This window comes from Mycobacterium sp. Aquia_216 (assembly GCF_026723865.1).
Classification (GTDB): domain Bacteria; phylum Actinomycetota; class Actinomycetes; order Mycobacteriales; family Mycobacteriaceae; genus Mycobacterium.
The window spans coordinates 1107647-1129917 of record NZ_CP113529.1 but is presented as its reverse complement, the minus strand read 5'-3'; the positions used below and the strand labels follow the sequence as shown (position 1 = coordinate 1129917).

Below are 22271 nucleotides of genomic sequence, written 5' to 3'. Positions count from 1 at the left end.
CGCCTCAGGCGTAGACGTCGGCCAGCACGGCCAGCGACAAAACCACCGGCAAGATCGGCAGGTCGAACGCGAACGCCGCCCACAGATACTTGCGGCGCCGGCGCAGCACCAAACCCCCGATGGCGGCGCCGACTCCCAGCAGCGCCGACCCCAGCAACACCAGCGGACCCCAATGACCCGCGGTCGCGTTGTCGCCCGCGACCGAAATGGCAAGCAGCCACAGCACATAACCGGTGGCCGCACCACCGATGGCACCGAGAATGGTCTCGCCGCGAATCATCGCCGGACTCAGAAGTTGATCATGTGGCCGGTCAGGCCGTGGAAGCACTCCTGCAGCGCCTCGGACATGGTCGGATGTGTATGCACATTGCGGGCCAGCTCGGTGGCGGTCAGGTCCCATTTCTGCGCCAAGGTCAGCTCGGGCAGCAGCTCGGACACGTCATGGCCGACCAAGTGGCCCCCCAGCAATTCGCCGTATTTGGCGTCGGCGATCAGCTTGACGAAGCCGCTGGGGTCGCCCACGCCATGCGCTTTGGCGTTGGCGGTGAACGGGAATTTGGCTACCACCACGTCGTAGCCTTCGTCCCGGGCCTGCTGCTCGGTCAGCCCGAAGCTGGCGACGTTGGGCTGACAGAACGTTGCGCGCGGCAGCATCCGGTAATCACCGAGTGCCAAAGTCTCTGCACCGGCGATGGTTTCGGCCGCCACCACACCTTGCGCCTCGGCGACGTGGGCCAGCTGCAGCTTCCCGGTGACGTCGCCGATCGCGTAGATGTGGTCGACGTTGGTGCGCATGTAGTCGGTGATCCCGATCGCCTTTCGATCGGTCAGTGCGACGCCGGCCCGGTCCAACCCGAAGCCCTCGACGTTGGGCGCAAAACCGATGGCCTGCAACACCTTTTCGGCCTTGAGTTCTTCCGACTTACCGTCCTTGCTGATCGCTACCCGGACCACGGACCCGTCGTCGGAAATGGAGTCGACCTTGGTTCCGGTGAGGACCTTGACGCCCAGTTTCTTGAACTGCTTCTCGATCTCCTTGGAGACTTCGGCGTCCTCGTTGGGCAGGGCGCGCGGCAAGAACTCGACGATGGTGACGTCGACGCCGTAGTTCTTCAGCACATAGCCGAACTCCATGCCGATGGCGCCGGCCCCGGCGATGACGATCGACTCCGGGAGCTCCCGGGACAGGATCTGTTCTTCATAGGTCACCACATTTTCCGACAGCGACGTGCCGGGAACCAGGCGCGTACTGCTGCCGGTGGCGATGATGACGTTGTCGAACGTGACCGTTTCGGTACCACCGTCGTTGAGATCGACCGACAGCGTGTGCGGGTCGGTGAATCGGCCATAGCCGTGGATCTCGGTGATCTTGTTCTTCTTCATCAGGAAGTGCACGCCGGCGACGCGGCCCTCGGCCACCTTGCGGCTGCGGTCAAAGGCGGCTCCGTAATCGAAAAACGCCTCGCCGCTGATGCCGAACGTCTTGGCTTCTTTGGTAAAGATGTGGGCGAGTTCGGCGTTGCGCAACAGCGCCTTGGACGGAATGCAGCCGACGTTGAGGCAGATGCCCCCCCAGTACTTCGGTTCGACGACTGCGGTGTTCAGGCCGAGCTGCGCGGCGCGAATGGCCGCAACGTATCCGCCGGGACCGGCCCCGAGGACAACGACGTCATAGTGAGAAGTCACGAGCCCAGACTAGTGGGCGAGGACTTCGCACTGCACGACACCGTGGGTGACGGGACCCAGCCTCATAGGTCAATATGGGATGACGGCGACCAGACAATGGCCCGCGCGCGCGCAGTAGTAATAGCCGTACAGGGGTGCCGCGGCGATGACGGAGCCGAACGGTCCCGACATCACCGCGATGGACAGCGCAGCGATCACCGGCCTGCCCTGGACCATCGCCAACATCACCCCGCCGACGGTGCAGGCGACGACGTAGACCAGGGCCATGAACACCGCGGGGGTCTTGTCGAGCGTGTGATACCACCAATAGAACAGACTCAGCCCGACCTCGGCCGTCGCGGCCCACACGCCGATGAGCACCAAGACCAACTTCCACCACTTCAGGTACTGGTAGCGGCCGGGCACGATGACCGACTGCGCCGCAGCACCGGCTTCCTGGAGTTCGGCAACCGGGGGCGTCTCGGCCGCGTCCTTGACGTCCGCTACCTCCGGCTTCTGCGCGGCGAACGATATCGGCTGCGAGCCGGTATCACCGAAGTTCGGCACGAACGGCACCGAGTGCTCACCGGTGTCGTCGAAGTCCGGGACGAATCCCCGGGTGCCGGTGTCCTCGAAGTCCGGAACGAACGGCTCGGTCCCCGGGTTCGGCGCGTGGTCTTTGTCGACCCGCTTGTCAGCCACCGGAGGTCACCTGGATGCCGACGAGCACCCCGAACCAGCCGGGTCCCATGGCCAGAATGAACGCGCCCAGCATCGTGACCCAGCGACGTCCGGAGAACAGGATCGTCAGCAGCCCGGCCACGCTGGGCAGCCCGACCACCAACGCGATGGCGACGTCGGGGCGCACTCGGGTATGAACGAGCACGGTCGACGCCACCCCCGCCAGTAACCCGACCGCGGTGCCGATCAGCAACGCGCTGGCCAGCAGCCAGGGCCGGGGTAACGGGATCACCTCATCGAGCGTACTGAGTTACCGAGTACGAGGCGGGCACGTTTCCGGCACGGCTTGGTCAATAATCGCGCCTCGAACCGACGGGCGCGCGCCTTCCTCGTACGACGCGCCGGTGATCACCGGGATGGCTTCTAGCTGGGCTTTTTCGTCGTCCGAGAAGATGCGGCCGCGACTGAGAAATCGCATGCCTTCGGGTGCCTCCAGGCTGAATCCGCCGCCGCGGCCGGGCACCACGTCGATGACCAGCTGAGTGTGCTTCCAGGCCTGGTATTGCGGACCCGAGATCCACACGGAGACACCGTCGGCTCCCACGTCGAGGACTCCCAGCAGGACGTCACGGTCGCCGACGAGGAAGTCGCCGCGCGGGTAGCACATCGGTGACGACCCGTCGCAGCAGCCGCCCGACTGGTGGAACATCACCGGACCGTGGCGGTCCTGCAGTCGGCCCAGCAGCTGGGCCGCCGCGGCGGTGATGACCACGGCCGCCGGGGCACTCATCAGAAGAAGCCCTGCGCCTTGTCGGTGTAGGACACGAGCAGATTCTTGGTCTGCTGGTAGTGGTCGAGGGCCATCTTGTGGGTTTCGCGGCCGAATCCGGATTGCTTGTAGCCACCGAACGCCGCATGCGACGGGTACACGTGGTAGCAGTTCACCCACACCCGGCCAGCCTTGATCTCGCGACCGGCCCGGTAGGCGGTGTTGCCGTCGCGGCTCCACACCCCGGCACCGAGTCCGTAGAGGGTGTCGTTGGCGATGCCCATCGCGTCGTTGAAGTCGGTGAACGACGTCACCGTCACCACCGGCCCGAAGATCTCCTCCTGGAAGACGCGCATCTTGTTGTTGCCGGAAAAGATTGTCGGCTGCATGTAGTAGCCGCCGGACAAGTCGCCGCCGAGTTCGGCCCGCTCACCGCCGGTGACGACCTTGGCGCCCTCCCCCTTGCCGATCTCGATGTAGGACAAGATCTTTTCCAGCTGGTCGTTGGAGGCCTGCGAACCCAGCATGGTCTCGGTGTCCAGCGGGTCGCCTTGCCGGACCGCCTTGGTCCGGATCGCGGCGAGCTCCAGGAACTCGTCGTGAATGTCGGACTGGACCAGGCTGCGCGACGGGCAGGTGCACACCTCACCCTGATTGAGCGCGAACATCGTGAAGCCCTCGAGGGCCTTGTCCTGGAAGTTGTCGTTGGCGGCCATCACGTCGGAAAAGAAGATGTTGGGGCTCTTGCCGCCGAGCTCCAGGGTTACCGGGATCAGGTTCTGCGACGCGTACTGCATGATCAGCCGGCCGGTCGTGGTCTCGCCGGTGAACGAGACCTTGGCGATGCGGTCGCTGGATGCGAGCGGCTTACCGGCCTCGACACCGAAGCCACTGACGACGTTGACCACGCCCGGCGGGATCACGTCACCGATCAGCGACATCAGGTAGAGGATCGACGCCGGCGTCTGCTCGGCGGGCTTGAGCACCACCGTGTTGCCGGCGGCCAGGGCCGGCGCCAGCTTCCAGGCACCCATCAGGATCGGGAAGTTCCACGGAATGATCTGCCCGACGACGCCGAGCGGCTCCTGGAAGTGGTAGGCGACGGTGTGCTCGTCGATCTGCGACAGCGAACCCTCCTGGGCGCGAATCGCCGCGGCGAAATACCGGAAATGATCCGCGGCCAGCGGGATGTCGGCGGCCAGCGTCTCGCGGATCGGCTTGCCGTTGTCCCAGACCTCGGCCAGCGCCAACGAATCCCGGTTCGCCTCAATGCGATCGGCGATCTTGTTCAGCACCGCGGCCCGCTCGGCCGGAGAGGCCTTGCCCCACGCCGGAGCCGCCGCGTGCGCGGCGTCGAGCGCCTTGTTGACGTCCGCCTCGTCGGACCGCGCCACTTCGCAGAACGTTTGGCCCGTCACCGGCGTCGGATTCTCGAAGTAGAGACCCTTGGCGGGGGCGACCCACTGGCCGCCGATGAAGTTGTCATAGCGAGACTGGTACGACATCAGTGCCCCGGCAGAACCCGGACGTTCGAAAACAGTCATCTGCTCGGCTCCTCGCTCGGATCGTCAACCACAGCTGTAATGCACTTCACACTACCGCTGGGGCCACAATGGCTTCCATGACAGCAGAGGTTGCCGAGGACCCTCAGTCGACTGAAGACGCGTACCTGTGGCTCGAGGACGTCACCGCCGAGACGGCCCTGGATTGGGTCCGCGCCCGCAACGAGCCGACCCGGGCGGAATTCTGCGATGCGGACTTCGAGCGGATGCGCGCCGAGGCGCTGGAGGTCCTCGACACCGATGCCCGCATCCCCTATGTTCGGCGCCGCGGCGACTACCTGTACAACTTCTGGCGCGACGCCGCCAACCCGCGCGGGCTGTGGCGACGCACCACGCTGGACAGCTACCGCACCGACTCCCCCGATTGGGACGTGCTGATCGATGTCGACGAACTGGGCCGCGCCGACGATGAGAAGTGGGTGTGGGCCGGCGCGAGCGTGATTGAACCGGAGCTCACCCGCGCATTGGTCAACCTGTCCCGCGGCGGCTCCGATGCGGTGATCGTGCGCGAATTCGACATGCTGACACGCGAATTCATCCCCGACGGGTTCGCGCTTGAGGAAGCCAAGTCGCAAATCGGCTGGGCGGATCCGGATACCGTGTTGGTGGGCACGGACTTCGGCGCCGACTCGCTCACCGAATCCGGATACCCACGGATCGTCAAGCGATGGCGTCGCGGCACACTGTTGAACGAAGCCGAGACGATCTTCGAGGGAACGCGCACGGATGTCAGCGCGTCCGCGAATGTCGATCGGACGCCGGGCTTTGAGCGAACTTTCGCGGGCCGCTCAGTCGACTTCTGGAACGAAGAGACCTACGAATTGCGTGGTTCGGACCTGATCCGCATCGACGTACCGACTGACGCCGGCGTATCAGTTCACCGCGAGTGGCTACTGATCGAGCTGCGCACCGATTGGACCGTCGGTACCACCACCTACCGCGCCGGCTCGCTGCTGGCGGCTGACTACAACGAATTCCTTGCCGGGACAGCAGATTTGCGAGTGGTTTTCGAACCCGACGAACACACCTGCCTGCATCAGAGCGCGTGGACCCGTGATCGGCTGTTGCTCGTCACCTTGTCCGACGTCGCCAGCCGGGTCGAGATCGTCACGCCCGGCACCTGGCAGCGCGAGCCCATTACCGGAATCCCGCCGGCGACGCACACAGTGATCGCGGCCGCCGATGACACGGGCGACGAATTCTTCTTGGATTCAAGCGGATTCGACATGCCCTCGCAGCTGGTGCGCGGCACCGATGCTGAGCACCTGGAAGAGATCAAGTCCGCGCCGGCATTCTTCGATGCCGAAAACCTGGACGTGAAGCAGTATTTCGTCCCGTCCAAGGACGGCACCGAGATCCCCTACTTCGTCGTGCGGTCACGGACTGTCGAAGGGCCCGGCCCCACGCTGCTCGGCGGCTACGGCGGGTTCGAGTCCTCCAAGACACCCGGGTACAGCGGCGTGCTGGGCCGGCTCTGGCTGGCCCGGGGCGGCACCTACGCGATGGCCAACATTCGCGGCGGCGGCGAGTACGGGCCCGGCTGGCACACCCAGGCGATTCGCGAAGGCCGGCACAAGGTCGACGAGGATTTCGCCGCGGTGGCAGATGATCTGGTGAACCGCGGCATCACCACCGTCGAGCAGCTCGGCGCGCAGGGGGGCAGCAACGGCGGCCTGCTGATGGGCATCATGCTGACCAAGTACCCCGAGAAATTCGGCGCGCTGGTTTGCGATGTGCCGCTGCTGGACATGAAGCGCTACCACCTGTTGCTGGCCGGCGCGTCGTGGGTCGCCGAGTACGGCGACCCTGACAACCCGAGCGACTGGGAGTTCATCTCCAAATACTCGCCCTACCAAAATATTTCGGAGACCCGACACTACCCACAGGTGCTTTTCACCACGTCGACGCGCGACGACCGCGTGCACCCCGGACACGCCCGCAAGATGGTCGCCGCTTTGGAGGCCGCGGGCCATCAGGTCTGGTTGTACGAGAACATCGAGGGCGGGCACGCCGGCGCGGCGGACAACGAGCAGGCTGCGTTCAAGGCGGCCCTGAGTTATTCGTTCCTCTGGCGGACCCTGGGAGGCCCAGCGTGAAGATCCTCGACATCATCGAACTCGGCCTGGTCGCTTCCGGTCTCGCCCTGATCATCGCCGGTTGGGCGCAGGCACGTTTTCGGTTCATCCGCGAGCGGCGCAAGGCCCGGTACTTCTACTGGGGCACCTCAGCTCTCGGCATCGTCTTCTTTGGCTTCGGGACCGGACAACTCTGGCCGAATGCCGTCATCACGACGTTGATCTTCACCACCGTCGTCGTGAGCACGGCGTACTTCACCACGCCGTATTTGAAGGTCGGCGATCAGATCTACGCCTCGACACCGGAAAACCGGGAGCCCGACCCGCCGGTCGAGTAGCGCTAGCCCACACTGAGGCTATGTCTGACTTCGAGACGCTGCTATACAAGGCCGCCGGCCCGGTCGCCACCATCACGCTGAACCGCCCCGAGCACCTCAACACGATCGTCCCGCCGATGCCCGACGAGATCGAGGCCGCCATCGGCCTGGCCGAGCGGGACCCGGGGATCAAAGTCATCGTGCTGCGCGGAGCCGGTCGCGCGTTCTCGGGCGGTTACGACTTCAGCGGCGGCTTCCAGCACTGGGGCGAGACCATGATGACCGACGGCAAGTGGGATCCGGGTAAGGACTTCGCGATGGTCAGCGCCCGCGAGACCGGGCCGACGCAGAAGTTCATGGCCATCTGGCGAGCGTCCAAGCCGGTGATCGCGCAGGTGCACGGTTGGTGCGTCGGCGGGGCAAGCGACTACGCGCTGTGTGCCGACATCGTGATCGCCAGCGAGGACGCCGTGATCGGCACCCCGTACAGCCGCATGTGGGGGGCTTATCTGACCGGCATGTGGCTGTACCGGCTGAGCCTGGCCAAGGCCAAGTGGCACTCGCTGACCGGCCGGCCGCTGTCCGGCGTCCAGGCCGCCGACATCGAGCTGATCAACGAGGCGGTGCCGTTCGAGCGCCTCGAGGCGCGGGTCGCCGAGATCGCCGCCGAGCTGGCGCACATCCCGCTGTCCCAGCTACGGGCCCAGAAGCTGATCGTCAACCAGGCTTACGAGAACATGGGCCTGGCCTCCACCCAGACGCTGGGCGGCATCCTGGACGGCCTGATGCGCAATACTCCCGACGCGCTCGACTTCATCAACACCGCCGAAACCCAGGGAGTACGGGCGGCAGTAGAGCGGCGCGACGGCCCGTTCGGTGACTACAGCCAGGCCCCAGCTGACCTGCGACCCGACCCCTCGCACGTCATCGTCCCTGATAGCGATGGCTAGTAAGACGGGCTAGAAGATAACCAAGACTCGCCCACGGCCCGCCCGAAGTGCTACCGTAACAACTATGTCTCGGCTGACTTCTTGCCTGCGTGCAGGCGCCGCCTTTCTTGCCCTGGGTATGGCCGCTGTGATTTTCCCGACGACCGCGGTAGCAGACTCCACGGAGGACTTCCCGATCCCCCGCCGGATGATCAACACCACCTGCGATGCCGAGCAGATACTCGCGGCCACCCGGGATACCAGCCCGGTGTACTACCAGCGGTACATGATCGACTTCAATAACCACCCGAACGTCTCGCAGGCGGCGATCGACAAGGCGCACTGGTTCTACTCCTTGGCGCCGCAGGATCGCCGGGCCTACTCGGAGAACTTCTACGCCCCGGTCTCCGACCCGCTGTGGGTGGCCTGGCCCAACCACATGAAGATCTTCTTCAACAACAAGGGTGTCGTCGCCAAGTCGACCGACATCTGCAACACGTACCCGCCCGGCGACATGTCGGTCTGGAACTGGGGCTGACTAACCCCCTGACTCACTCCAATTGGCCCCGGGCCGGGCCCGGGGCCAATTGCTTTTCCGTCCCCCGATCGGGGGAGCACCGAATCAACCGTTGTCAGCCCGTTCGGTGGATGTTTGGTGGCCACCTCGCGGGGAATAGTTGTGGCCATGCGCACCGCGACCCCGGCAATGAACCCAGCCACGGCCCTCGACTGGCGTGACCTCGTCGGCGACTCCGACGCCCCGACGACACGGATCGTGCACGTGCACGCCCGCGAGGCCGGGCTGATCGTCGACATGCTGTGTGTAGTGCGTGGCCAGCACGTCGAGCCGGAGGCACGGGTGAAGGTCGGACGCCTTCGGCGCTACCCGGGCACGCACTGCCGCACCTGCGGCGAGTCGGGGCTGCAGGCAAGCGACATCCTGCCGCAAGTGGTGGCGCTGTGACGCCGCGAGGGCGTCAGTAGGGTGGTGAGCTCGTCTGGAGGCGATCGGTGTTGGCCGCCTCCCCGTCGGTCGATCGGTCGTTGTCGGGCGACAGCAGCGGTTCATTGAGCAGCGTACGAACCGCTGGGCGGGGCCCGAACGGCCGCAACATCTGGCTGGCCGGACGCGTCCGCACCGGCGTCGGCCACTAGAACCAGCGGCCCATCAAGGCGGCGACCGACGGCACCATGGACGAACGCACGATTCGCATATCCCAATCTTCTTTCCGCTCATGGCGATTCGGCGAGGAGGCCATACAGGTGGCGCTGAGCACCCGGGCAGGCGCTGGGCCGAATTCGATGTTCCACTGCTCGGGCGGCATGGCCTCCGGGTTATCGGCGTAGGCGTCGGTGAGCCGCTCCGGCGGATTGGCGATCCGCCGGAAGGCGGCGGCGAACGAGTAGGGTTGAACCAATCCGTAGCCCCGGTCGTCTCGAATAACACGTATGCAAACAATTGCGCTCATCGGCTTCCTCGGCGGCCTGATCACCGGCATCTCACCGTGCATCCTGCCGGTGCTCCCGGTGATTTTTCTGTCCGGCATGGGCGGCGGCACCGGCGCCAGCAGTCGCAGCATGCGCGCCACGACCCGTCCATACATGGTGATCGCCGGCCTCGTTTGCAGCTTCAGCATCGCCACGCTGATCGGGTCCGCGCTGTTGTCGGCGTTGCATCTTCCGCAGGACGCCATCCGGTGGACCGCCCTGGTGGTGCTGACCCTCATCGGCCTGGGGTTGATCTTTCCGCCGCTGCAACACCTGATCGAGCGGCCGTTCGCATCCCTGCCACAACGCCAATTTGGTAGCGGCACAGATGGTTTCGGGTTGGGATTGGCGTTGGGCGCGTTGTATGTGCCATGCGCGGGACCGGTGCTGGCCGCGATCGTGGTGGCCGGGGGCACGGCACAGCTAGGCCCGGCCGTGGTCGTGTTGACCGCGACGTTCGCGCTCGGCAACGCGCTTCCGCTGTTGGCTTTCGCGCTGGCCGGTCGGCACGTCGCCGAGCGCGTTGCGTCCTTCCGCCGCTGGCAGCGCCAGATTCAGATCGTCGGGGGAATCGCGATGATCGTGTTGGCGGTCGCGCTGGTGTTCAACTTGCCCGCGATGCTGCAACGCGCCATCCCCGACTACACAACGGCGATGCAAAATCGATTGGACGTCAACGATATCCAGCGCACGCTGATTCCGACTAGCCGCCCGCAGCAACCGGCCACTGGTAGCAACCTGCAATTCAATTCGGGCAACACGAGTAACGGTCTCATCACCAACTGCACCGACGGCTCCACCGAGCTGCAAGAGTGCGGGCAGGCACCCGCCCTCACCGGCATCACCGAATGGCTCAACACGCCGGACGGCAAGCCGCTCGACGCGGCTTCGGTGCGGGGCAAGGTGGTGCTGATCGACTTCTGGGCCTACTCCTGCATCAATTGCCAGCGCGCCATCCCGCACGTCGTCGATTGGTACAACCGGTATCGCGACAGCGGATTGGTGGTGATCGGGGTACACACCCCCGAGTACGCGTTCGAGCGGGTCGCCGGCAACGTGGCCAGCGGTGCCGCCGGGCTGCACATCGACTACCCGATTGCGCTGGACAACGACTACGCGACCTGGAATGCGTTCAGCAACATGTACTGGCCGGCCGAGTACCTGATCGACGCGAACGGAGCCGTCCGGCACACCAAGTTCGGCGAAGGCGACTACGACGGCACCGAGAAGCTGATCCGCCAGTTGCTGGTCGATGCCAATCCGAACGCCCGGCTGCCCGCGCCGGCGAACGGCGTCGACACCACGCCGAAGACCAACCTCACCCCCGAGACCTACCTGGCGCCCGACAAAGCCACCTACTACGGGGGGGACGGCAGCTACCAGCCCGGCACCGCCGGGTTCAACTTCCCGGGGCAGGTGGCCAACGACAGATTCGCCTTGCGCGGCCGGTGGACCCTGGACGACCAGGGCATCACCGCCGAAAGCGACGATGCCGCCATCCGGCTGAACTACACGGCCAGAAATGTCTATGCCGTCGTCGGCGGCACCGGAACCATCACCGTGACCCGGGATGGGAAGACCACCACCACACCGATCGGTGGTGCTCCCACGCTGCACCAGATCGTGGCCGACGACGGCGCGCACCGTGATCAGCTCGACATGCAAGTCAGCAAGGGCCTGCAGGTGTTTTCGTTCACTTTCGGCTAGAAATCGGTTAAGCAACCAGCAGCCCATCCGCCAGTTCGTCGGCTCCGAATAGGAGTTGTGGACTCGTCACACGCGCGGTCGGTTGCCGTCATCGGCAGCGGCGTGGCCGGCCTCACCGCCGCCTACGTCCTGTCCGGCCGTGACCGCGTCACCCTGTATGAAGCCGACGTGCGGCTCGGCGGCCACGCTCACACCCATTTCGTGGACGACGGCGGCCGCGTTATCGGCGTCGACTCGGCGTTCCTGGTGCACAACGACCGGACCTATCCGACGCTGTGCCGACTGTTCGACGACCTCGGCGTGGCCACCCAGCCGTCGGAGATGTCGATGTCGGTGCGCGCCGACGACATCGGGCTCGAGTACGCCGGCGCCCTGGGGGCCAGCGGGTTGTTCGCGTGCCCGCAGGCGCTGCGGCCCCGCTACCTGCTGATGCTCGGCGAGATCATCCGGTTCCACCGCGCTGCCTCGCGGCTGCTCCGCGAGGACGCCGCCGCGCAGGACGTCCCGGAGACGCTGGAAGCCTTCCTGAACCGGTACCGGTTCTCGTCGTTTTTCATCGACTTTTTCATCACCCCGCTGGTGGCCGCGGTGTGGTCGTGCGCCGGAGACGACGCCCTGCGCTATCCGGCCCGCTACCTGTTCGTCTTTCTCGACCACCACGGCATGCTGTCGGTGTTCGGCTCCCCTACCTGGCGCACCGTGACCGGAGGCTCGGCGCAATACGTGCAGGCCGTCGCCGCTCGCCTCGCCGAGGTGTCGACCGGGACGCCGGTGAATTCGCTGCGGCGGGTACCCGGTGGCGTGCGGGTGCAGGCGGGCGCCAACGCTCCGCGCTTCTTCGACGCCGCCGTGGTCGCCGTGCATCCCGACCAGGCGCTGCTGCTGCTCGACGAGCCGAACCCGTGGGAGCGCGCGGTGCTGGGCGCGATTCCGTACTCGACCAACCGCGCGCAACTGCACACCGACGAATCGGTGCTGCCCCGGCATCCCCGGGCCCGCGCATCATGGAATTACCTGGTCACCCCCGAGAAGGACCAAGTCGTGGTCAGCTATGACGTCAGCAGACTGATGCGACTGAATGGCAACCGCCGCTATCTGGTGACCCTGGGCGGTCACGACCGGGTCGATCCGGCGTCGGTGGTCGCCGAAATGACCTACAGCCATCCCTTGTACACGCTGGAATCCGTTGCAGCACAAGCATTATTGCCGACGCTGGACGACGACCGGGTGGCATTCGCGGGCGCCTACCACGGCTGGGGCTTTCACGAGGACGGCGCCGCCTCGGGCCTGGCCGCGGCGCGCCGTCTCGGTGCCGACTGGCCGGCGGCGACCCGCCGGGAGGCGGTGGCACGGTGCTGACGCCCGCGATTTATCGCACCACAATCAGCCATTCGCGACAGGCCCCCGTACGCCATTCGTTCGAATACCGAAGCTACAGCTGGTATATCGATGTCGACGAGCCGCCCCGGTTGCCCTGGTGGCTGCGGCCGTTCGCCCGGTTCCGGGCCTCGGATCACTTCACCGACCCGCAGCACGGCTCATTGCGCGACCGGCTCGGCGTCTTCTTCGCCAACCGCGGCCTGGCCGCCCCCGACGGTCGCATCACCGCGCTGCTGCAGGCACGCGTATTCGGCTATGTCTTCAACCCGCTGAGCGTCTTCTGGTGCCACGACCGCGACGGCCGGCTGCGCCATGTGATCGCCGAGGTACACAACACCTACGGCGAGCGACACGCCTACCTCCTGCCCCCGGCCGAGCTGCCGGTGGTGACCGCGAAGAAGCTGTATGTTTCGCCGTTCAACGCGGTGGACGGTTACTACCTGGTGCGAGCACCACGGCCCGACACCGAAGTCGACATCACCGTGGAGCTGCGCCGCGATCGACAGCCGGCGTTCGTCGCCAACGTGCGCGGACAACGGCGACCGGCGACCGTACGCCAGGTCGCGATCATGCAAATCATTTCGCCACTGGCACCGCTGGTGGTCGCCGCACGCATCCGAATTCAGGGGATCAAACTGTGGTTACGTCGAGTTCCGGTGGTACCGCGATGACCGTACAGACCATCCGAAAGCATTCGGCGGCAATCGAATCCAGGAACTGGCCGGCCGTCGCGAAGGTACCGTCCGGTCCCGTCAGCTCGGCATCAGCCGTGGCCGCCGACCGGCTGCTGCGCCGCGCGGCCGCTCGCCTACCGCTGCGAGTGGCCTACCCCGACGGCACGGCGGTCGGCGCGGCCGACCCGACGGTGCCGACCTTGGTCGTCCACCACCCGGAAGCGTTGGCCCGCCGGATCGGGCGCTACGGCCTGATCGGATTCGGCGAGTCCTACATGGCCGGCGAGTGGTCCTCGGATGACCTCAGCGAGGTGTTGACGGTGTTCGCCTCGTCGGTGGGCGAGCTGGTGCCGCGACCGCTGCAGTGGCTGCGTCCGATTGCGCCGGCCTTCCGGCCGCGGTGGCGGGACGCCAGCCGGGAGCGCGCCCGGCGCAACATCGCCGAGCATTACGACTTGTCCAACGACCTGTTCACCGAATTCCTCGACGAGACCATGACGTATTCCTGCGCTCTGTTCAAGCAGCTGCCGGCGTCCTCGTCGGATTTGGCTGCGGCGCAACACCGCAAGATCGATCGGCTGCTCGATATCGCCGGAGTTCACCAGGGCAGCAGGGTGCTCGAAATCGGCACCGGATGGGGCGAGCTGTGCATCCGCGCTGCCGCCCGCGGAGCAGAGGTCCGCTCGGTGACCTTGTCGGTCGAACAACAGCGGCTGGCGCGGCTTCGGGTTGCCGCGGCAGGGCTGTCCGACAAGGTGGCGATCGACCTCTGCGATTACCGCGACGTCAACGGGTGTTACGACGCAGTGGTGTCGGTCGAGATGATCGAGGCAGTGGGATTCCACGCGTGGCAGCGGTATTTCACCACGCTCGAACAGCTGGTGCGGCCGGGCGGCCGGGTGGCGATTCAGGCGATCACGATGCCGCACGGCCGGATGATGGCCAGCCGCAACACGCATACCTGGATCCAGAAGTACATCTTCCCGGGCGGACTGTTGCCATCCACCCAGGCCATCTCCGCAATCACCGAGTGCCGCACGAATTTACGCACGGTCGATATGGCGTCGCTGCGCCCGCACTACGCCGAAACCCTGCGGCTCTGGCGGGAACAGTTCGTCAGAAAACGGGACCGGTTGGCGCACTTGGGTTTCGATGACGTGTTCCAGCGGATGTGGGAGCTGTACCTGGCGCATTCGGAAGCCGGCTTCCGATCCGGCTACCTCAACGTCTACCAGTGGACGTTCGCACGCGAGGGGCACCGATGAGCGTTGTCATGAATTTGGCCGAGGTGTCCGGTGCCTCGGTTGTCGTTCTCGCCGTGGTGCATTCGGTCACGTTCGCCATCGGCAGGCACATCGGCCGCTATAACGTCGTCGACGTGGCGTGGGGCATCGGCTTCGTCGCCATTGCCGCCGCGGCGGCCATACTGGGCCACGGCGACCCGACCCGGCGCTGGCTGCTGCTGGCGCTGGTGACGATCTGGGGCCTGCGGCTGAGCTGGCACATCCAGCGCAAGACCGTCGGCAAGGGCGAGGATCCGCGCTACGCCGCGCTGCTGCGGGACACCACACCCGGTCTGGTCGTGCGCAAGGTCTTTCTGTTGCAGGCGTTCATCACCTGGTTCGTCTCGTTCCCGCTGCAGCTGTCCGCGGTGACCGGCCCCACCCCGAAACCGCTGACCGCGGTCCTCGCGCTCGGTGTGGCGGTGTGGTTGGTGGGGATCACCTTCGAAGCGGTCGGCGACCGGCAGCTGCGGATCTTCAAGGCTGACCCGGCCAATCGCGGCGTGGTGATGGATCGCGGCCTATGGGCGTGGACGCGTCACCCCAATTACTTCGGTGATGCCACCGTGTGGTGGGGGGTGTGGCTGATCACCGTCAACGGTTGGTGGCCACTGGCCACGGTCGGCTCCCCGCTGCTGATGACGTACTTCCTGGTCTACGTGACCGGAGCTCGGCTGACCGAGAAGTTGATGGCCGGCCGGCCGGGCTTCGCGGAATATCAGCAACGGACGGCGTGTTTCTTTCCGCGACCACCGCGACCGGCACGGCGGTAGCCGTCGCCGCGGCGACTCGGTGGGGAGCGATAGGCTACCTGATAATGACCGGACTGCCGCAGCTGAGCAGCGACCTGGATGAGTTGCTGCGCGAAGTCGCGCGCGGCGACACCCAGGCGTTCGCCGCGGTCTACGACCTCACCAAAAGCCGGGTGTTCGGGCTGGTGATCCGGGTCTTGCGCGACGCCGGCTACAGCGAGGAAACCACCCAGGAGATCTATCTCGAGGTGTGGCGGTCGGCGTCCGACTACGACCCCGCCCGCGGCTCCGCGCTGTCCTGGCTGCTGACGATGGCGCACCGGCGGGCCATCGACCGGGTGCGCGCCGAGCAGGCCGGCAGCCGCCGGGAATCGCGCTACGGCGCCGCCAACGTCGACACCGACCATGATGTGGTCGCCGACTCGGCGATCGCCGGGGACGAGCGCCGCCGAGTCGCCGACTGCCTGGGCTCGCTGACCGACGCGCAGCGCCAGTGCATCGAAATGGCCTACTACGGCGGGCTGACCTACGTCGAGGTATCGCAGCGACTGGCTGCCAATCTGTCGACGATCAAATCGCGCATTCGCGACGCGCTGCGCGGGCTGCGTAACTGCCTGGACGTGCCATGACCGAACCCGCTGATTTCGAACTGCTCGAGCTGGCCACGCCGTATGCCCTGCACGCCGTCTCCGACGCCGAGCGCGTCGACATCGACCGGCAGGTCGCCGCCGCGCCCGCCTCGATCGCGTCGGCCTTCGCCGAGGAAGTTCGTGCCGTGCGCGAGACGATGGCCGTCGTCTCGGCCGCGACCGTCGCCGAGCCGCCGCCGCAGCTGCGGGCAGCCGTGCTGGCTATCGCCGCGTCGAGCCCACTGAAGCGCCAACGACGTTGGCGCACAACCGCGTTGATATCTGTAGCGGCTGCGATCGTGGCGGGGCTGACGGCATTCGGCGTCCAGACGCTGTTGCGCCCGACGCCGTCGCGGTCGGTAGCCGAGCAGGTGATGGCGGCTCCGGACGTGCGCACGGTTTCCCGCCCGCTGGCCAACGGGACGGCCACGGTGGTGTTCTCGCGCGATCGCGGGGCGGGCGTGCTGGTGATGAACAACGTGCCACCGCCGAATCCGGGCACCGTCTACCAGATGTGGTTGATCGGCGCCCAAGGCCCGACCTCGGCGGGGACGATGGGCACCGCGGCCGTCTCGCCCTCGACGACGGCGACGCTGACCAACCTGGGAGCGTCGACCGCACTGGCCTTCACCGTGGAACCCGGCGCCGGCTCACCGCAGCCGACCAGCCCGATACTGGCCACCTTGCCGCTGGCCTAGGTCTGCTTCTTGAGCAGGCTGCCCAGCACCGCGACGATCACGCCGAAAACCACCAGCCCTGCGCCGGCGGTCAGCGTCAGGTTCAGCCATTGACGCAGACCGGCCTCGGCGCCATGCACCATGGCGCCCCCGATCTGGCGGAGGTCACCGGTGGTGCGATTGAGCACGTAGTCGACGTAGCGGCCCGCGACCTCGATGCCGACCCACCCGGCCGCGCCGACGAGCAGCGCAGAGACACCGAGACTCGTCAGCGCCTTGCCGCGGCGCCGGGCGGCGAGCAGCGTCAGCAGGGCGAACCCACCGCACAGGACGGCCGCACCCAGACTCGCCTGCTTGCCCCAGGCGGCGACCCGGCTCAGCTCCCCCTGCCGCAGCTCGTGCGGCACCGACGCCGTCAGCGGAACCGTCAGCGTTGCGGGCACTTGCACGTTGTACTCGCTCAAGATCGGCGCAAACGCGCTGTCGTTGAGCATCGGGGCCACGTCGACCGCCCAGGCGTCGCCGGATCCGGCGTCGTCGAACAGCCAGCGATGCGCCGCCTGGTTCGCCGTCGCGAACAGCGGCGGGAACGAGGGACCGGCCGTGAATGTCGCGGCGGCGTCGTGCACTTGCGAGCTGTCGACCGGATAGCGCCCGGCGCTGTGCTGGGCGATCAACGTCATCGCCCGGGTGGTGAGTTCACCGGCCATCGCGGACTGCAGGGCGGGGTCACCGGCCGCCTGCTGGGCCAGCGCGGTGTAGCCGTTCTCGTCGACGAGATTGCGCTGCACCCATGCCGCGGGGACCGCCACCGCCAGCGCAACCGTGGTGAACAGCCACAGCACTAGCGTCGCGAGGAATCGCACTTGCCCAATCTACGGGCCGATTTACGGCGCGATCCCCCGCACGTATGCCGCTTGCCCGAGGTGCTGGGCGCAATCGTCGACGATGCTGACCAACCGGGCGCTGGCCGTCACCGGCGGGTCCCAGTTGGTGTCGACGACGCGGCCCAGCTCGTCGGCGGTCACGCCGGCGATGTACTCCAGGCTGAGCTTGTGCACCGCGTGGTAGTAGCCGGACAGCAGGTCGGCAGAGGCCCGCACCTTTCCCACCTCTGCCGGGCCGTGGCCGTAGCCGGTGTCCCGGCGGGGCAGGTCCAGCGCGAATCGATCCACCCAGCCGTCGCGGGTCCAAACCTCCTCGACACCGGCCACGTCGGCCAGCTGGATGTCCTGCACTCGGGCGCTGTGCCAGAGCAGCCAGGCGATGGTGTTGGCGTCCGGGGTAGGGCGGTAGCTGGACAACTCGTCGGTCAGTCCGTCGGTGAGCTCGTCGACGTGTTCGATCAACCGGGTGAACGCGTCGCGGAGTAGCTCCCGGGTGGCGGCGTCGCTATCTGACATACCGCGACCTTACTGATCGGCCGCGTGGCGATCGCGAGCGCGGCGGAGCCGGGCGAAGCGGGTCGCCACCATCAGGCCCCGTGATGGACCGCTTCGACGTTGTTGCCGTCCGGATCGCGCACGAACGCACCAAAGTATCCGGGGTGGTATTCCGGCCACAACCTGGGCTCATGCAACGATTCGGCACCCAGCCGCAGCGCCGCCTCGTGAAACGCGCGTACGGCGTTTTCGTCGGCGGCCGCAAAGGCGATGTGGGTCTCCCGATTGGGACCCATCCCGGCGCCCGCAGAAGCATCCGAGATCCAGAACGTCGGCGTGCCGTCGCGTCCGTAACCGATGGCCTCGCCGAAATCCAGCTGCCGCGTAAAGCCCAGGACCGCCAGGACGGTGTCATAGAACGCCTGGGATTTCGAGTAGTCGGCGCAGTTAATACCGATGTGGTCGATCACGAAATGATCGTGGCACGACTTCGGGGACGGTCGTAGATTGATTAGGTGAGCTATGACCTTCTGATTCGCAATGGCACCATCGTCGACGGCCTGGGGAGTGAGCCGTACGTCGGCAACGTCGGAGTAATCGGTGGCGTCATCACCGCCGTCGGCGCCACCAACGGCGACACCGCGGAGCGCGAGATCGACGCGACCGGCCTGCTGATCACGCCGGGTTTCGTCGATCTGCACACACACTATGACGGTCAGTCCATCTGGTCGGAGCGCCTGACGCCGTCCTCCGCGCACGGGGTGACCACCGTGGTCATGGGCAACTGCGGCGTCGGGTTCGCGCCCTGCCGCCAGGAAGACCACGACGTCCTCGTCGACGTGATGGCCGGGGTCGAAGACATTCCGGGCGTCGTGATGACCGACGGTCTGCCCTGGACCTGGGAGACCTTCCCCGAATACCTGAACGCGCTGGACGCCGGCCGTCGCGACATCGATGTGGCCGCCTACCTTCCGCATTCGCCGTTGCGCGTCTACGTGATGGGGCAGCGCGGCGCCAACCGTGAACCGGCCACCGCCGACGACCTCGCGAAGATGCGGGCGCTGGCCAAGGAGGCCATGGAGGTCGGGGCGCTGGGATTCGCGTCGTCCCGGTTGACCATCCACAAGACCGAAAGCGGTTCGCCCATACCGAGTTACGACGCCGCCCGCGAGGAGATCGAGGAGATCGCCAAGGGCGTCGTCGACGGCGGCGGCGGGCTGCTGCAATTCGTGCCCGACATTCCGGCCGGTGGCTACCAACCGGTGCTGCAGACGGTGTTCGACGTCGCCGAGGAGGTCGGGCTGCCGGTCACCTTCACGCTCGTCGTCGCCAACGCCGGCGACCCGACGTGGCCCGACGCGATCAACATGGTCGAGAAGGCGAATGCCGCCGGCGGCGACATCACCGCGCAGCTGCTGCCGCGCCCGATCGGGTTGATCATCGGGCTGCAGCTCACCGCCAACCCGTTCGTGCTCTACCCCAGCTACCAGGAGATCGCGCATCTGCCGTTGGCCGAGCGGGTCGCCGAGATGCGCAAGCCCGAGGTCCGCGCCCGCATCCTGGCCGACAAGCCGGGCCCCGGGCACCCGATCCTGTATGTCGCCCAGATGTGGGACTGGATCTTCCCGTTGGGCGAGCACCCCAACTACGAGCCGGACCCGGCGGACAGCATCGGCGCCCGGGCCAGGGCCCGCGGGGTGAATCCGATGGAAGAGGCTTACGACCGGCTGCTCGACGACGAGGGCCGCGCCATGCTGCTGGTCGCGACCAGCAACCTGGAGCGGAACTCGCTGAACACCGTGGGCGAACTGCTGCACCGCGACGACGTGGTGCTCGGACTGGGCGACGGCGGCGCTCACTACGGAATGATCTGCGACGCCAGCTATTCGACGTTCTTCCTGTCGCATTGGGCCCGGGACCGGGCGTCCGGGCGATTCTCGGTGCCCGAAGCCGTCCGCGAGCTGACCTCGGTTCCGGCGCGGGTCGCCGGACTGGCCGATCGGGGCCGCATCGCGGTTGGATACAAGGCCGATCTCAACGTGATCGACCACGCCGCGCTGCGCCTGCACAAGCCGGTGATCACCTACGACTTGCCCGCCGGCGGGCGTCGTCTGGACCAGACCGCGGAGGGGTACGTGGCCACGATCGTGTCCGGTGAAGTGATCGCCGAAAACGGCAAACCCACCGACGCGCGTCCCGGCAAGCTGATCCGCGGCCGGCAGACCGCACCCGCACCAACGCCATAACGCCACGAAGAGGGGCCCGTCCCGGTTAAGTTATTGCAGTGACGAGCCCGCATTTTGCGTGGTTGCCGCCAGAGATCAATTCGGCCCTCCTTTACGCCGGTCCTGGATCGGCGCCGCTGCATGCTGCCGCGGAAGCCTGGGACGGGCTTGCGGAGAACCTGACCTCGTCCGCGTCGTCGTTTTTTTCCGTGGCATCGGATCTCGCCAACGGGTCCTGGCAGGGCCCCTCGGCGACCGCGATGCTGGCCGTCGCGACCCAATACGTGAGCTGGCTCAAGGCCGCAGCGGCCCAGGCGGAGGCGACCTCAAGCCAGGCCGCGGCCATCGCGGGCGCGTTCGAGACGGCACTGTCGGCCACGGTGCAGCCGGCGGTGGTCAACGCCAATCGCGCGCTGGTGCGGGCGTTGGCGTCGACGAACCATCTGGGGCAAAACGCCCCGACGATCATGGACATCGAGTCCGCCTACGAGCAGATGTGGGCCACGGACGTGGCGGCGATGTCCGGGTATCACGCCGACGCCTCGGCGGCCGCCGAGCAGCTGGCGCCCTGGCAGCACGTCCTGCAAAACCTCGGCGTGCAGTTCAGCAATGGCAACCTGACGTTCGGACCTCACACCGGCACCGGCAGCCTGGCGCACCACGTCAACGCGCTCGCCAGCCTTGATCACACCGGCGGCCATGTCGGGTCCTGGTTGACGGACACTCCCGGCACCGGGTTAGCGCATGCCGGCCCGGACGTGAGCCTGCTCAACTCGCCCACCGCGAGCACCGGCTTCAACCCGGGCACCGCGAGCCTTGGCCTGCTCAGCGATCTCGGTACGGGCGCCACACCGACGGGTTCGGCGGACTGACCCCGCACCGGCGACGCCTATCCTCGAGATCATGCGCACGAAGAAGAAGGTGGACCTGGGCAGGCTCGCCGCCGCCCTGCCCGACTACCCGTTCGCGTACCTGATCACCGTCGACGACGCCTACCGCGTGCACACCGTGACGGTAGAACCGCGGCTGCGGGAATCGATCCTCGACGTCGGTTTGATCGGCGGAGGCACCCGCGAGAACTTGGCCCATCGCAGCGATGCCACCCTGTTGTGGCCCCCGCCCGAGCCGGGTGGGTACTCGCTGATCGTCGACGGCCGCGCCGAGCTCACGGGTGCGGGCTCCGACGCTGTGCGCTGCGAGGTGGTGCCCACCCGCGCACTGCTGCACCGCGACGCCGATCCGGACTCTCCTGAAACGGCCAAGGGCTGTCTGCACGATTGCGTGGTGTTCTCTTTGCCCGCCTGACGGATCGGAACAGCCACCGCCGTACAGGATGTTGATTTCTCAGTAGCGGCAGCAGATCTCGTCGTCGACGACGTCGTCGCCACCGATCCGAGGGTGCCGATGCAGGCCGATGCTCCGGTGACGACAGCGGTACTGCCGGGTGAGGGAGTCGGACGGTTACGGACCCGAACCTACAGGCCCCTCCTAGCCGGACAGCGCGTCGAACAAAGCCGCCAACTGATCCGGCGACACCGACGTGTTGCAGCGGCTGCGCAGGTCCAGGAGCGGCTGCGCGATACCCTTCAGCTCCAACGCCTCAGCGGGATGACTGAGAAAATAGCCACGGACGGATGATTTCGCGTCAGCGGGCGATTGGTTGACCGCGGCAGTCAGCACGTTGTCGGCATCGGGATGGCCATCGAGGTATCCGCTCGCCGCGTTCAGGACCCCGCTGGCGGTGGCAGCGACCCCGCTCGCCGAGCACGGATCAGGCGCGGCAACCGCGGTCGGCGCGATCGTGACGCAGAGAACGCAGCCGACGGCCACTCCGAAAGCTGTGCGCCATGGCGATTTGCTCATTGCTTGATCCCTTCGTATTCGACTGTTCAGTACACCAGTTACCCAAAACGCCGAAAATGCCCGGCCCGAAGCAGACCGGGACGCTGACCGACTTGCCCGCCTAGTAGCGACAATTCGGTCTGTCGCTCGTAGCCGGGCACACTCAATGCCAGCTCACCGGGAGACGGGTGGGACAGTCCGGGTCCGGCCGTCGGACACGAAAGAGCCCGGCCC

At 66.7% G+C, this 22271-nt stretch carries 24 protein-coding genes and 2 pseudogenes; 15 read left to right on the top strand and 11 right to left on the bottom strand.

Going from position 1 to position 22271, the window contains the following annotated elements:
* Positions 1-4 precede the first annotated feature (4 nt).
* From OK015_RS05375 to exaC, 6 genes are all read right to left on the bottom strand, one after another.
* Entirely contained in the window at positions 5-280 is a 276-nt protein-coding gene (locus tag OK015_RS05375) for a hypothetical protein (RefSeq protein WP_268129829.1), read from the bottom strand.
* Positions 281-288: 8 nt separating this feature from the next.
* Positions 289-1686: a dihydrolipoyl dehydrogenase gene (gene lpdA, locus OK015_RS05370; protein WP_268129828.1), complete on the bottom strand. Its 1398-nt coding sequence runs from the start codon at positions 1684-1686 to the stop codon at positions 289-291.
* A gap of 69 nt (positions 1687-1755) precedes the next feature.
* Positions 1756-2367, bottom strand: coding sequence for a hypothetical protein (locus OK015_RS05365; protein ID WP_268129826.1), 612 nt, complete (start codon positions 2365-2367; stop codon positions 1756-1758).
* Complete coding sequence (locus OK015_RS05360) at positions 2360-2638, bottom strand: putative holin (protein WP_268129824.1); 279 nt, start codon at positions 2636-2638, stop codon at positions 2360-2362. Before OK015_RS05360 ends, OK015_RS05365 begins: the two co-directional genes overlap by 8 nt.
* Before the next feature lie 18 nt (positions 2639-2656).
* Positions 2657-3136 carry a DUF779 domain-containing protein gene (locus OK015_RS05355; RefSeq protein ID WP_268129822.1) on the bottom strand — a complete coding sequence of 160 codons (480 nt, stop codon included), beginning with the start codon at positions 3134-3136 and terminating at the stop codon, positions 2657-2659.
* Positions 3136-4659 (bottom strand): acetaldehyde dehydrogenase ExaC, encoded by a 1524-nt coding sequence (gene exaC, locus OK015_RS05350; RefSeq protein ID WP_268129820.1) that lies wholly within the window; start codon positions 4657-4659, stop codon positions 3136-3138. Before exaC ends, OK015_RS05355 begins: the two co-directional genes overlap by 1 nt.
* 77 nt (positions 4660-4736) lie before the next feature.
* On the opposite strand from exaC, the gene OK015_RS05345 reads away from it, so the two are divergent.
* The 5 genes from OK015_RS05345 to OK015_RS05325 all read left to right on the top strand — a co-directional run bounded on the left by OK015_RS05345 (position 4737) and on the right by OK015_RS05325 (position 8962).
* Positions 4737-6773: a prolyl oligopeptidase family serine peptidase gene (locus OK015_RS05345; protein ID WP_268129819.1), complete on the top strand. Its 2037-nt coding sequence runs from the start codon at positions 4737-4739 to the stop codon at positions 6771-6773.
* Positions 6770-7090 (top strand): hypothetical protein, encoded by a 321-nt coding sequence (locus tag OK015_RS05340; protein WP_268129818.1) that lies wholly within the window; start codon positions 6770-6772, stop codon positions 7088-7090. Before OK015_RS05345 ends, OK015_RS05340 begins: the two co-directional genes overlap by 4 nt.
* A gap of 20 nt (positions 7091-7110) precedes the next feature.
* A complete protein-coding gene (locus OK015_RS05335; RefSeq protein WP_268129816.1) occupies positions 7111-8019 on the top strand; it encodes a crotonase/enoyl-CoA hydratase family protein in 909 nt (302 codons plus the stop codon).
* A 64-nt stretch (positions 8020-8083) separates the two neighbouring features.
* Entirely contained in the window at positions 8084-8536 is a 453-nt protein-coding gene (locus OK015_RS05330; protein ID WP_268129814.1) for a DUF5078 domain-containing protein, read from the top strand.
* A 147-nt stretch (positions 8537-8683) separates the two neighbouring features.
* On the top strand, positions 8684-8962 hold the full coding sequence (locus tag OK015_RS05325) for a hypothetical protein (protein ID WP_268129812.1): 279 nt from the start codon (positions 8684-8686) through the stop codon (positions 8960-8962).
* Positions 8963-8975: 13 nt separating this feature from the next.
* On the opposite strand, the pseudogene OK015_RS29035 reads toward OK015_RS05325, so the two are convergent.
* Positions 8976-9218, bottom strand: a pseudogene (locus OK015_RS29035) (hypothetical protein); the annotation flags it as partial.
* A 229-nt stretch (positions 9219-9447) separates the two neighbouring features.
* Between OK015_RS29035 and OK015_RS05315 the strand changes: the two are divergent.
* From OK015_RS05315 to OK015_RS05285, 7 genes are read left to right on the top strand one after another with little or no spacing between them, the layout of a single operon-like run.
* On the top strand, positions 9448-11193 hold the full coding sequence (locus OK015_RS05315; protein ID WP_268129810.1) for a cytochrome c biogenesis protein DipZ: 1746 nt from the start codon (positions 9448-9450) through the stop codon (positions 11191-11193).
* A 57-nt stretch (positions 11194-11250) separates the two neighbouring features.
* On the top strand, positions 11251-12552 hold the full coding sequence (locus tag OK015_RS05310; RefSeq protein ID WP_268129809.1) for an NAD(P)/FAD-dependent oxidoreductase: 1302 nt from the start codon (positions 11251-11253) through the stop codon (positions 12550-12552).
* Complete coding sequence (locus OK015_RS05305) at positions 12546-13244, top strand: DUF1365 domain-containing protein (RefSeq protein WP_268129807.1); 699 nt, start codon at positions 12546-12548, stop codon at positions 13242-13244. The genes OK015_RS05310 and OK015_RS05305 overlap by 7 nt, the downstream gene beginning before the upstream one ends.
* A complete protein-coding gene (locus OK015_RS05300) occupies positions 13241-14512 on the top strand; it encodes a class I SAM-dependent methyltransferase (RefSeq protein WP_268129806.1) in 1272 nt (423 codons plus the stop codon). The genes OK015_RS05305 and OK015_RS05300 overlap by 4 nt, the downstream gene beginning before the upstream one ends.
* An 8-nt stretch (positions 14513-14520) precedes the next feature.
* Positions 14521-15303, top strand: coding sequence for a DUF1295 domain-containing protein (locus OK015_RS05295; RefSeq protein ID WP_268132460.1), 783 nt, complete (start codon positions 14521-14523; stop codon positions 15301-15303).
* A 44-nt stretch (positions 15304-15347) separates the two neighbouring features.
* Complete coding sequence (locus OK015_RS05290) at positions 15348-15911, top strand: sigma-70 family RNA polymerase sigma factor (protein WP_268129805.1); 564 nt, start codon at positions 15348-15350, stop codon at positions 15909-15911.
* On the top strand, positions 15908-16609 hold the full coding sequence (locus OK015_RS05285; protein ID WP_268129803.1) for an anti-sigma factor: 702 nt from the start codon (positions 15908-15910) through the stop codon (positions 16607-16609). The genes OK015_RS05290 and OK015_RS05285 overlap by 4 nt, the downstream gene beginning before the upstream one ends.
* Here OK015_RS05285 and OK015_RS05280 read toward each other — a convergent pair.
* The 3 genes from OK015_RS05280 to OK015_RS05270 all read right to left on the bottom strand — a co-directional run bounded on the left by OK015_RS05280 (position 16606) and on the right by OK015_RS05270 (position 18440).
* Positions 16606-17454, bottom strand: a complete 849-nt coding sequence (locus OK015_RS05280; protein ID WP_268129801.1) for a hypothetical protein — start codon at positions 17452-17454, stop codon at positions 16606-16608. The two genes, OK015_RS05285 and OK015_RS05280, sit on opposite strands and share 4 nt — an antisense overlap.
* Positions 17455-17475: 21 nt before the next feature.
* Positions 17476-17991, bottom strand: coding sequence for a mycothiol transferase (locus OK015_RS05275; protein WP_268129799.1), 516 nt, complete (start codon positions 17989-17991; stop codon positions 17476-17478).
* Between the two features lie 71 nt (positions 17992-18062).
* A complete protein-coding gene (locus OK015_RS05270; RefSeq protein ID WP_268129797.1) occupies positions 18063-18440 on the bottom strand; it encodes a VOC family protein in 378 nt (125 codons plus the stop codon).
* A gap of 45 nt (positions 18441-18485) precedes the next feature.
* Here OK015_RS05270 and OK015_RS05265 point away from each other — a divergent pair, with 45 nt between their 5' ends.
* The 3 genes and pseudogenes from OK015_RS05265 (at position 18486) to OK015_RS05255 (ending at position 21500) form a co-directional block, all read left to right on the top strand.
* Positions 18486-20216 (top strand): N-acyl-D-amino-acid deacylase family protein, encoded by a 1731-nt coding sequence (locus OK015_RS05265; protein ID WP_268129795.1) that lies wholly within the window; start codon positions 18486-18488, stop codon positions 20214-20216.
* 38 nt (positions 20217-20254) lie between these two features.
* A pseudogene (locus tag OK015_RS05260) lies at positions 20255-20843 on the top strand (PPE family protein); the annotation flags it as partial.
* Between the two features lie 255 nt (positions 20844-21098).
* Positions 21099-21500 (top strand): pyridoxamine 5'-phosphate oxidase family protein, encoded by a 402-nt coding sequence (locus OK015_RS05255; protein WP_268129792.1) that lies wholly within the window; start codon positions 21099-21101, stop codon positions 21498-21500.
* Positions 21501-21683: 183 nt separating this feature from the next.
* On the opposite strand, the gene OK015_RS05250 is transcribed toward OK015_RS05255, so the two are convergent.
* A complete protein-coding gene (locus tag OK015_RS05250; RefSeq protein WP_268129790.1) occupies positions 21684-22058 on the bottom strand; it encodes a heme-binding protein in 375 nt (124 codons plus the stop codon).
* Between the last annotated feature and the right edge of the window lie 213 nt (positions 22059-22271).

Excerpts from the sequence above, each read along its gene's own strand:
- OK015_RS05330 (WP_268129814.1), top strand. The coding sequence starts at position 8,084 with ATGTCTCGGCTGACTTCTTGCCTGCGTGCAGGCGCCGCCTTTCTTGCC.
- OK015_RS05315 (WP_268129810.1), top strand. The coding sequence starts at position 9,448 with ATGCAAACAATTGCGCTCATCGGCTTCCTCGGCGGCCTGATCACCGGC.
- OK015_RS05295 (WP_268132460.1), top strand. The coding sequence starts at position 14,521 with ATGAATTTGGCCGAGGTGTCCGGTGCCTCGGTTGTCGTTCTCGCCGTG.
- exaC (WP_268129820.1), bottom strand. The coding sequence starts at position 4,659 with ATGACTGTTTTCGAACGTCCGGGTTCTGCCGGGGCACTGATGTCGTAC.
- OK015_RS05275 (WP_268129799.1), bottom strand. The coding sequence starts at position 17,991 with ATGTCAGATAGCGACGCCGCCACCCGGGAGCTACTCCGCGACGCGTTC.
- OK015_RS05335 (WP_268129816.1), top strand. The coding sequence starts at position 7,111 with ATGTCTGACTTCGAGACGCTGCTATACAAGGCCGCCGGCCCGGTCGCC.
- OK015_RS05355 (WP_268129822.1), bottom strand. The coding sequence starts at position 3,136 with ATGAGTGCCCCGGCGGCCGTGGTCATCACCGCCGCGGCGGCCCAGCTG.
- OK015_RS05300 (WP_268129806.1), top strand. The coding sequence starts at position 13,241 with ATGACCGTACAGACCATCCGAAAGCATTCGGCGGCAATCGAATCCAGG.
- OK015_RS05345 (WP_268129819.1), top strand. The coding sequence starts at position 4,737 with ATGACAGCAGAGGTTGCCGAGGACCCTCAGTCGACTGAAGACGCGTAC.
- OK015_RS05290 (WP_268129805.1), top strand. The coding sequence starts at position 15,348 with ATGACCGGACTGCCGCAGCTGAGCAGCGACCTGGATGAGTTGCTGCGC.
- OK015_RS05285 (WP_268129803.1), top strand. The coding sequence starts at position 15,908 with ATGACCGAACCCGCTGATTTCGAACTGCTCGAGCTGGCCACGCCGTAT.
- OK015_RS05375 (WP_268129829.1), bottom strand. The coding sequence starts at position 280 with ATGATTCGCGGCGAGACCATTCTCGGTGCCATCGGTGGTGCGGCCACC.
- OK015_RS05250 (WP_268129790.1), bottom strand. The coding sequence starts at position 22,058 with ATGAGCAAATCGCCATGGCGCACAGCTTTCGGAGTGGCCGTCGGCTGC.
- OK015_RS05255 (WP_268129792.1), top strand. The coding sequence starts at position 21,099 with ATGCGCACGAAGAAGAAGGTGGACCTGGGCAGGCTCGCCGCCGCCCTG.
- OK015_RS05325 (WP_268129812.1), top strand. The coding sequence starts at position 8,684 with ATGCGCACCGCGACCCCGGCAATGAACCCAGCCACGGCCCTCGACTGG.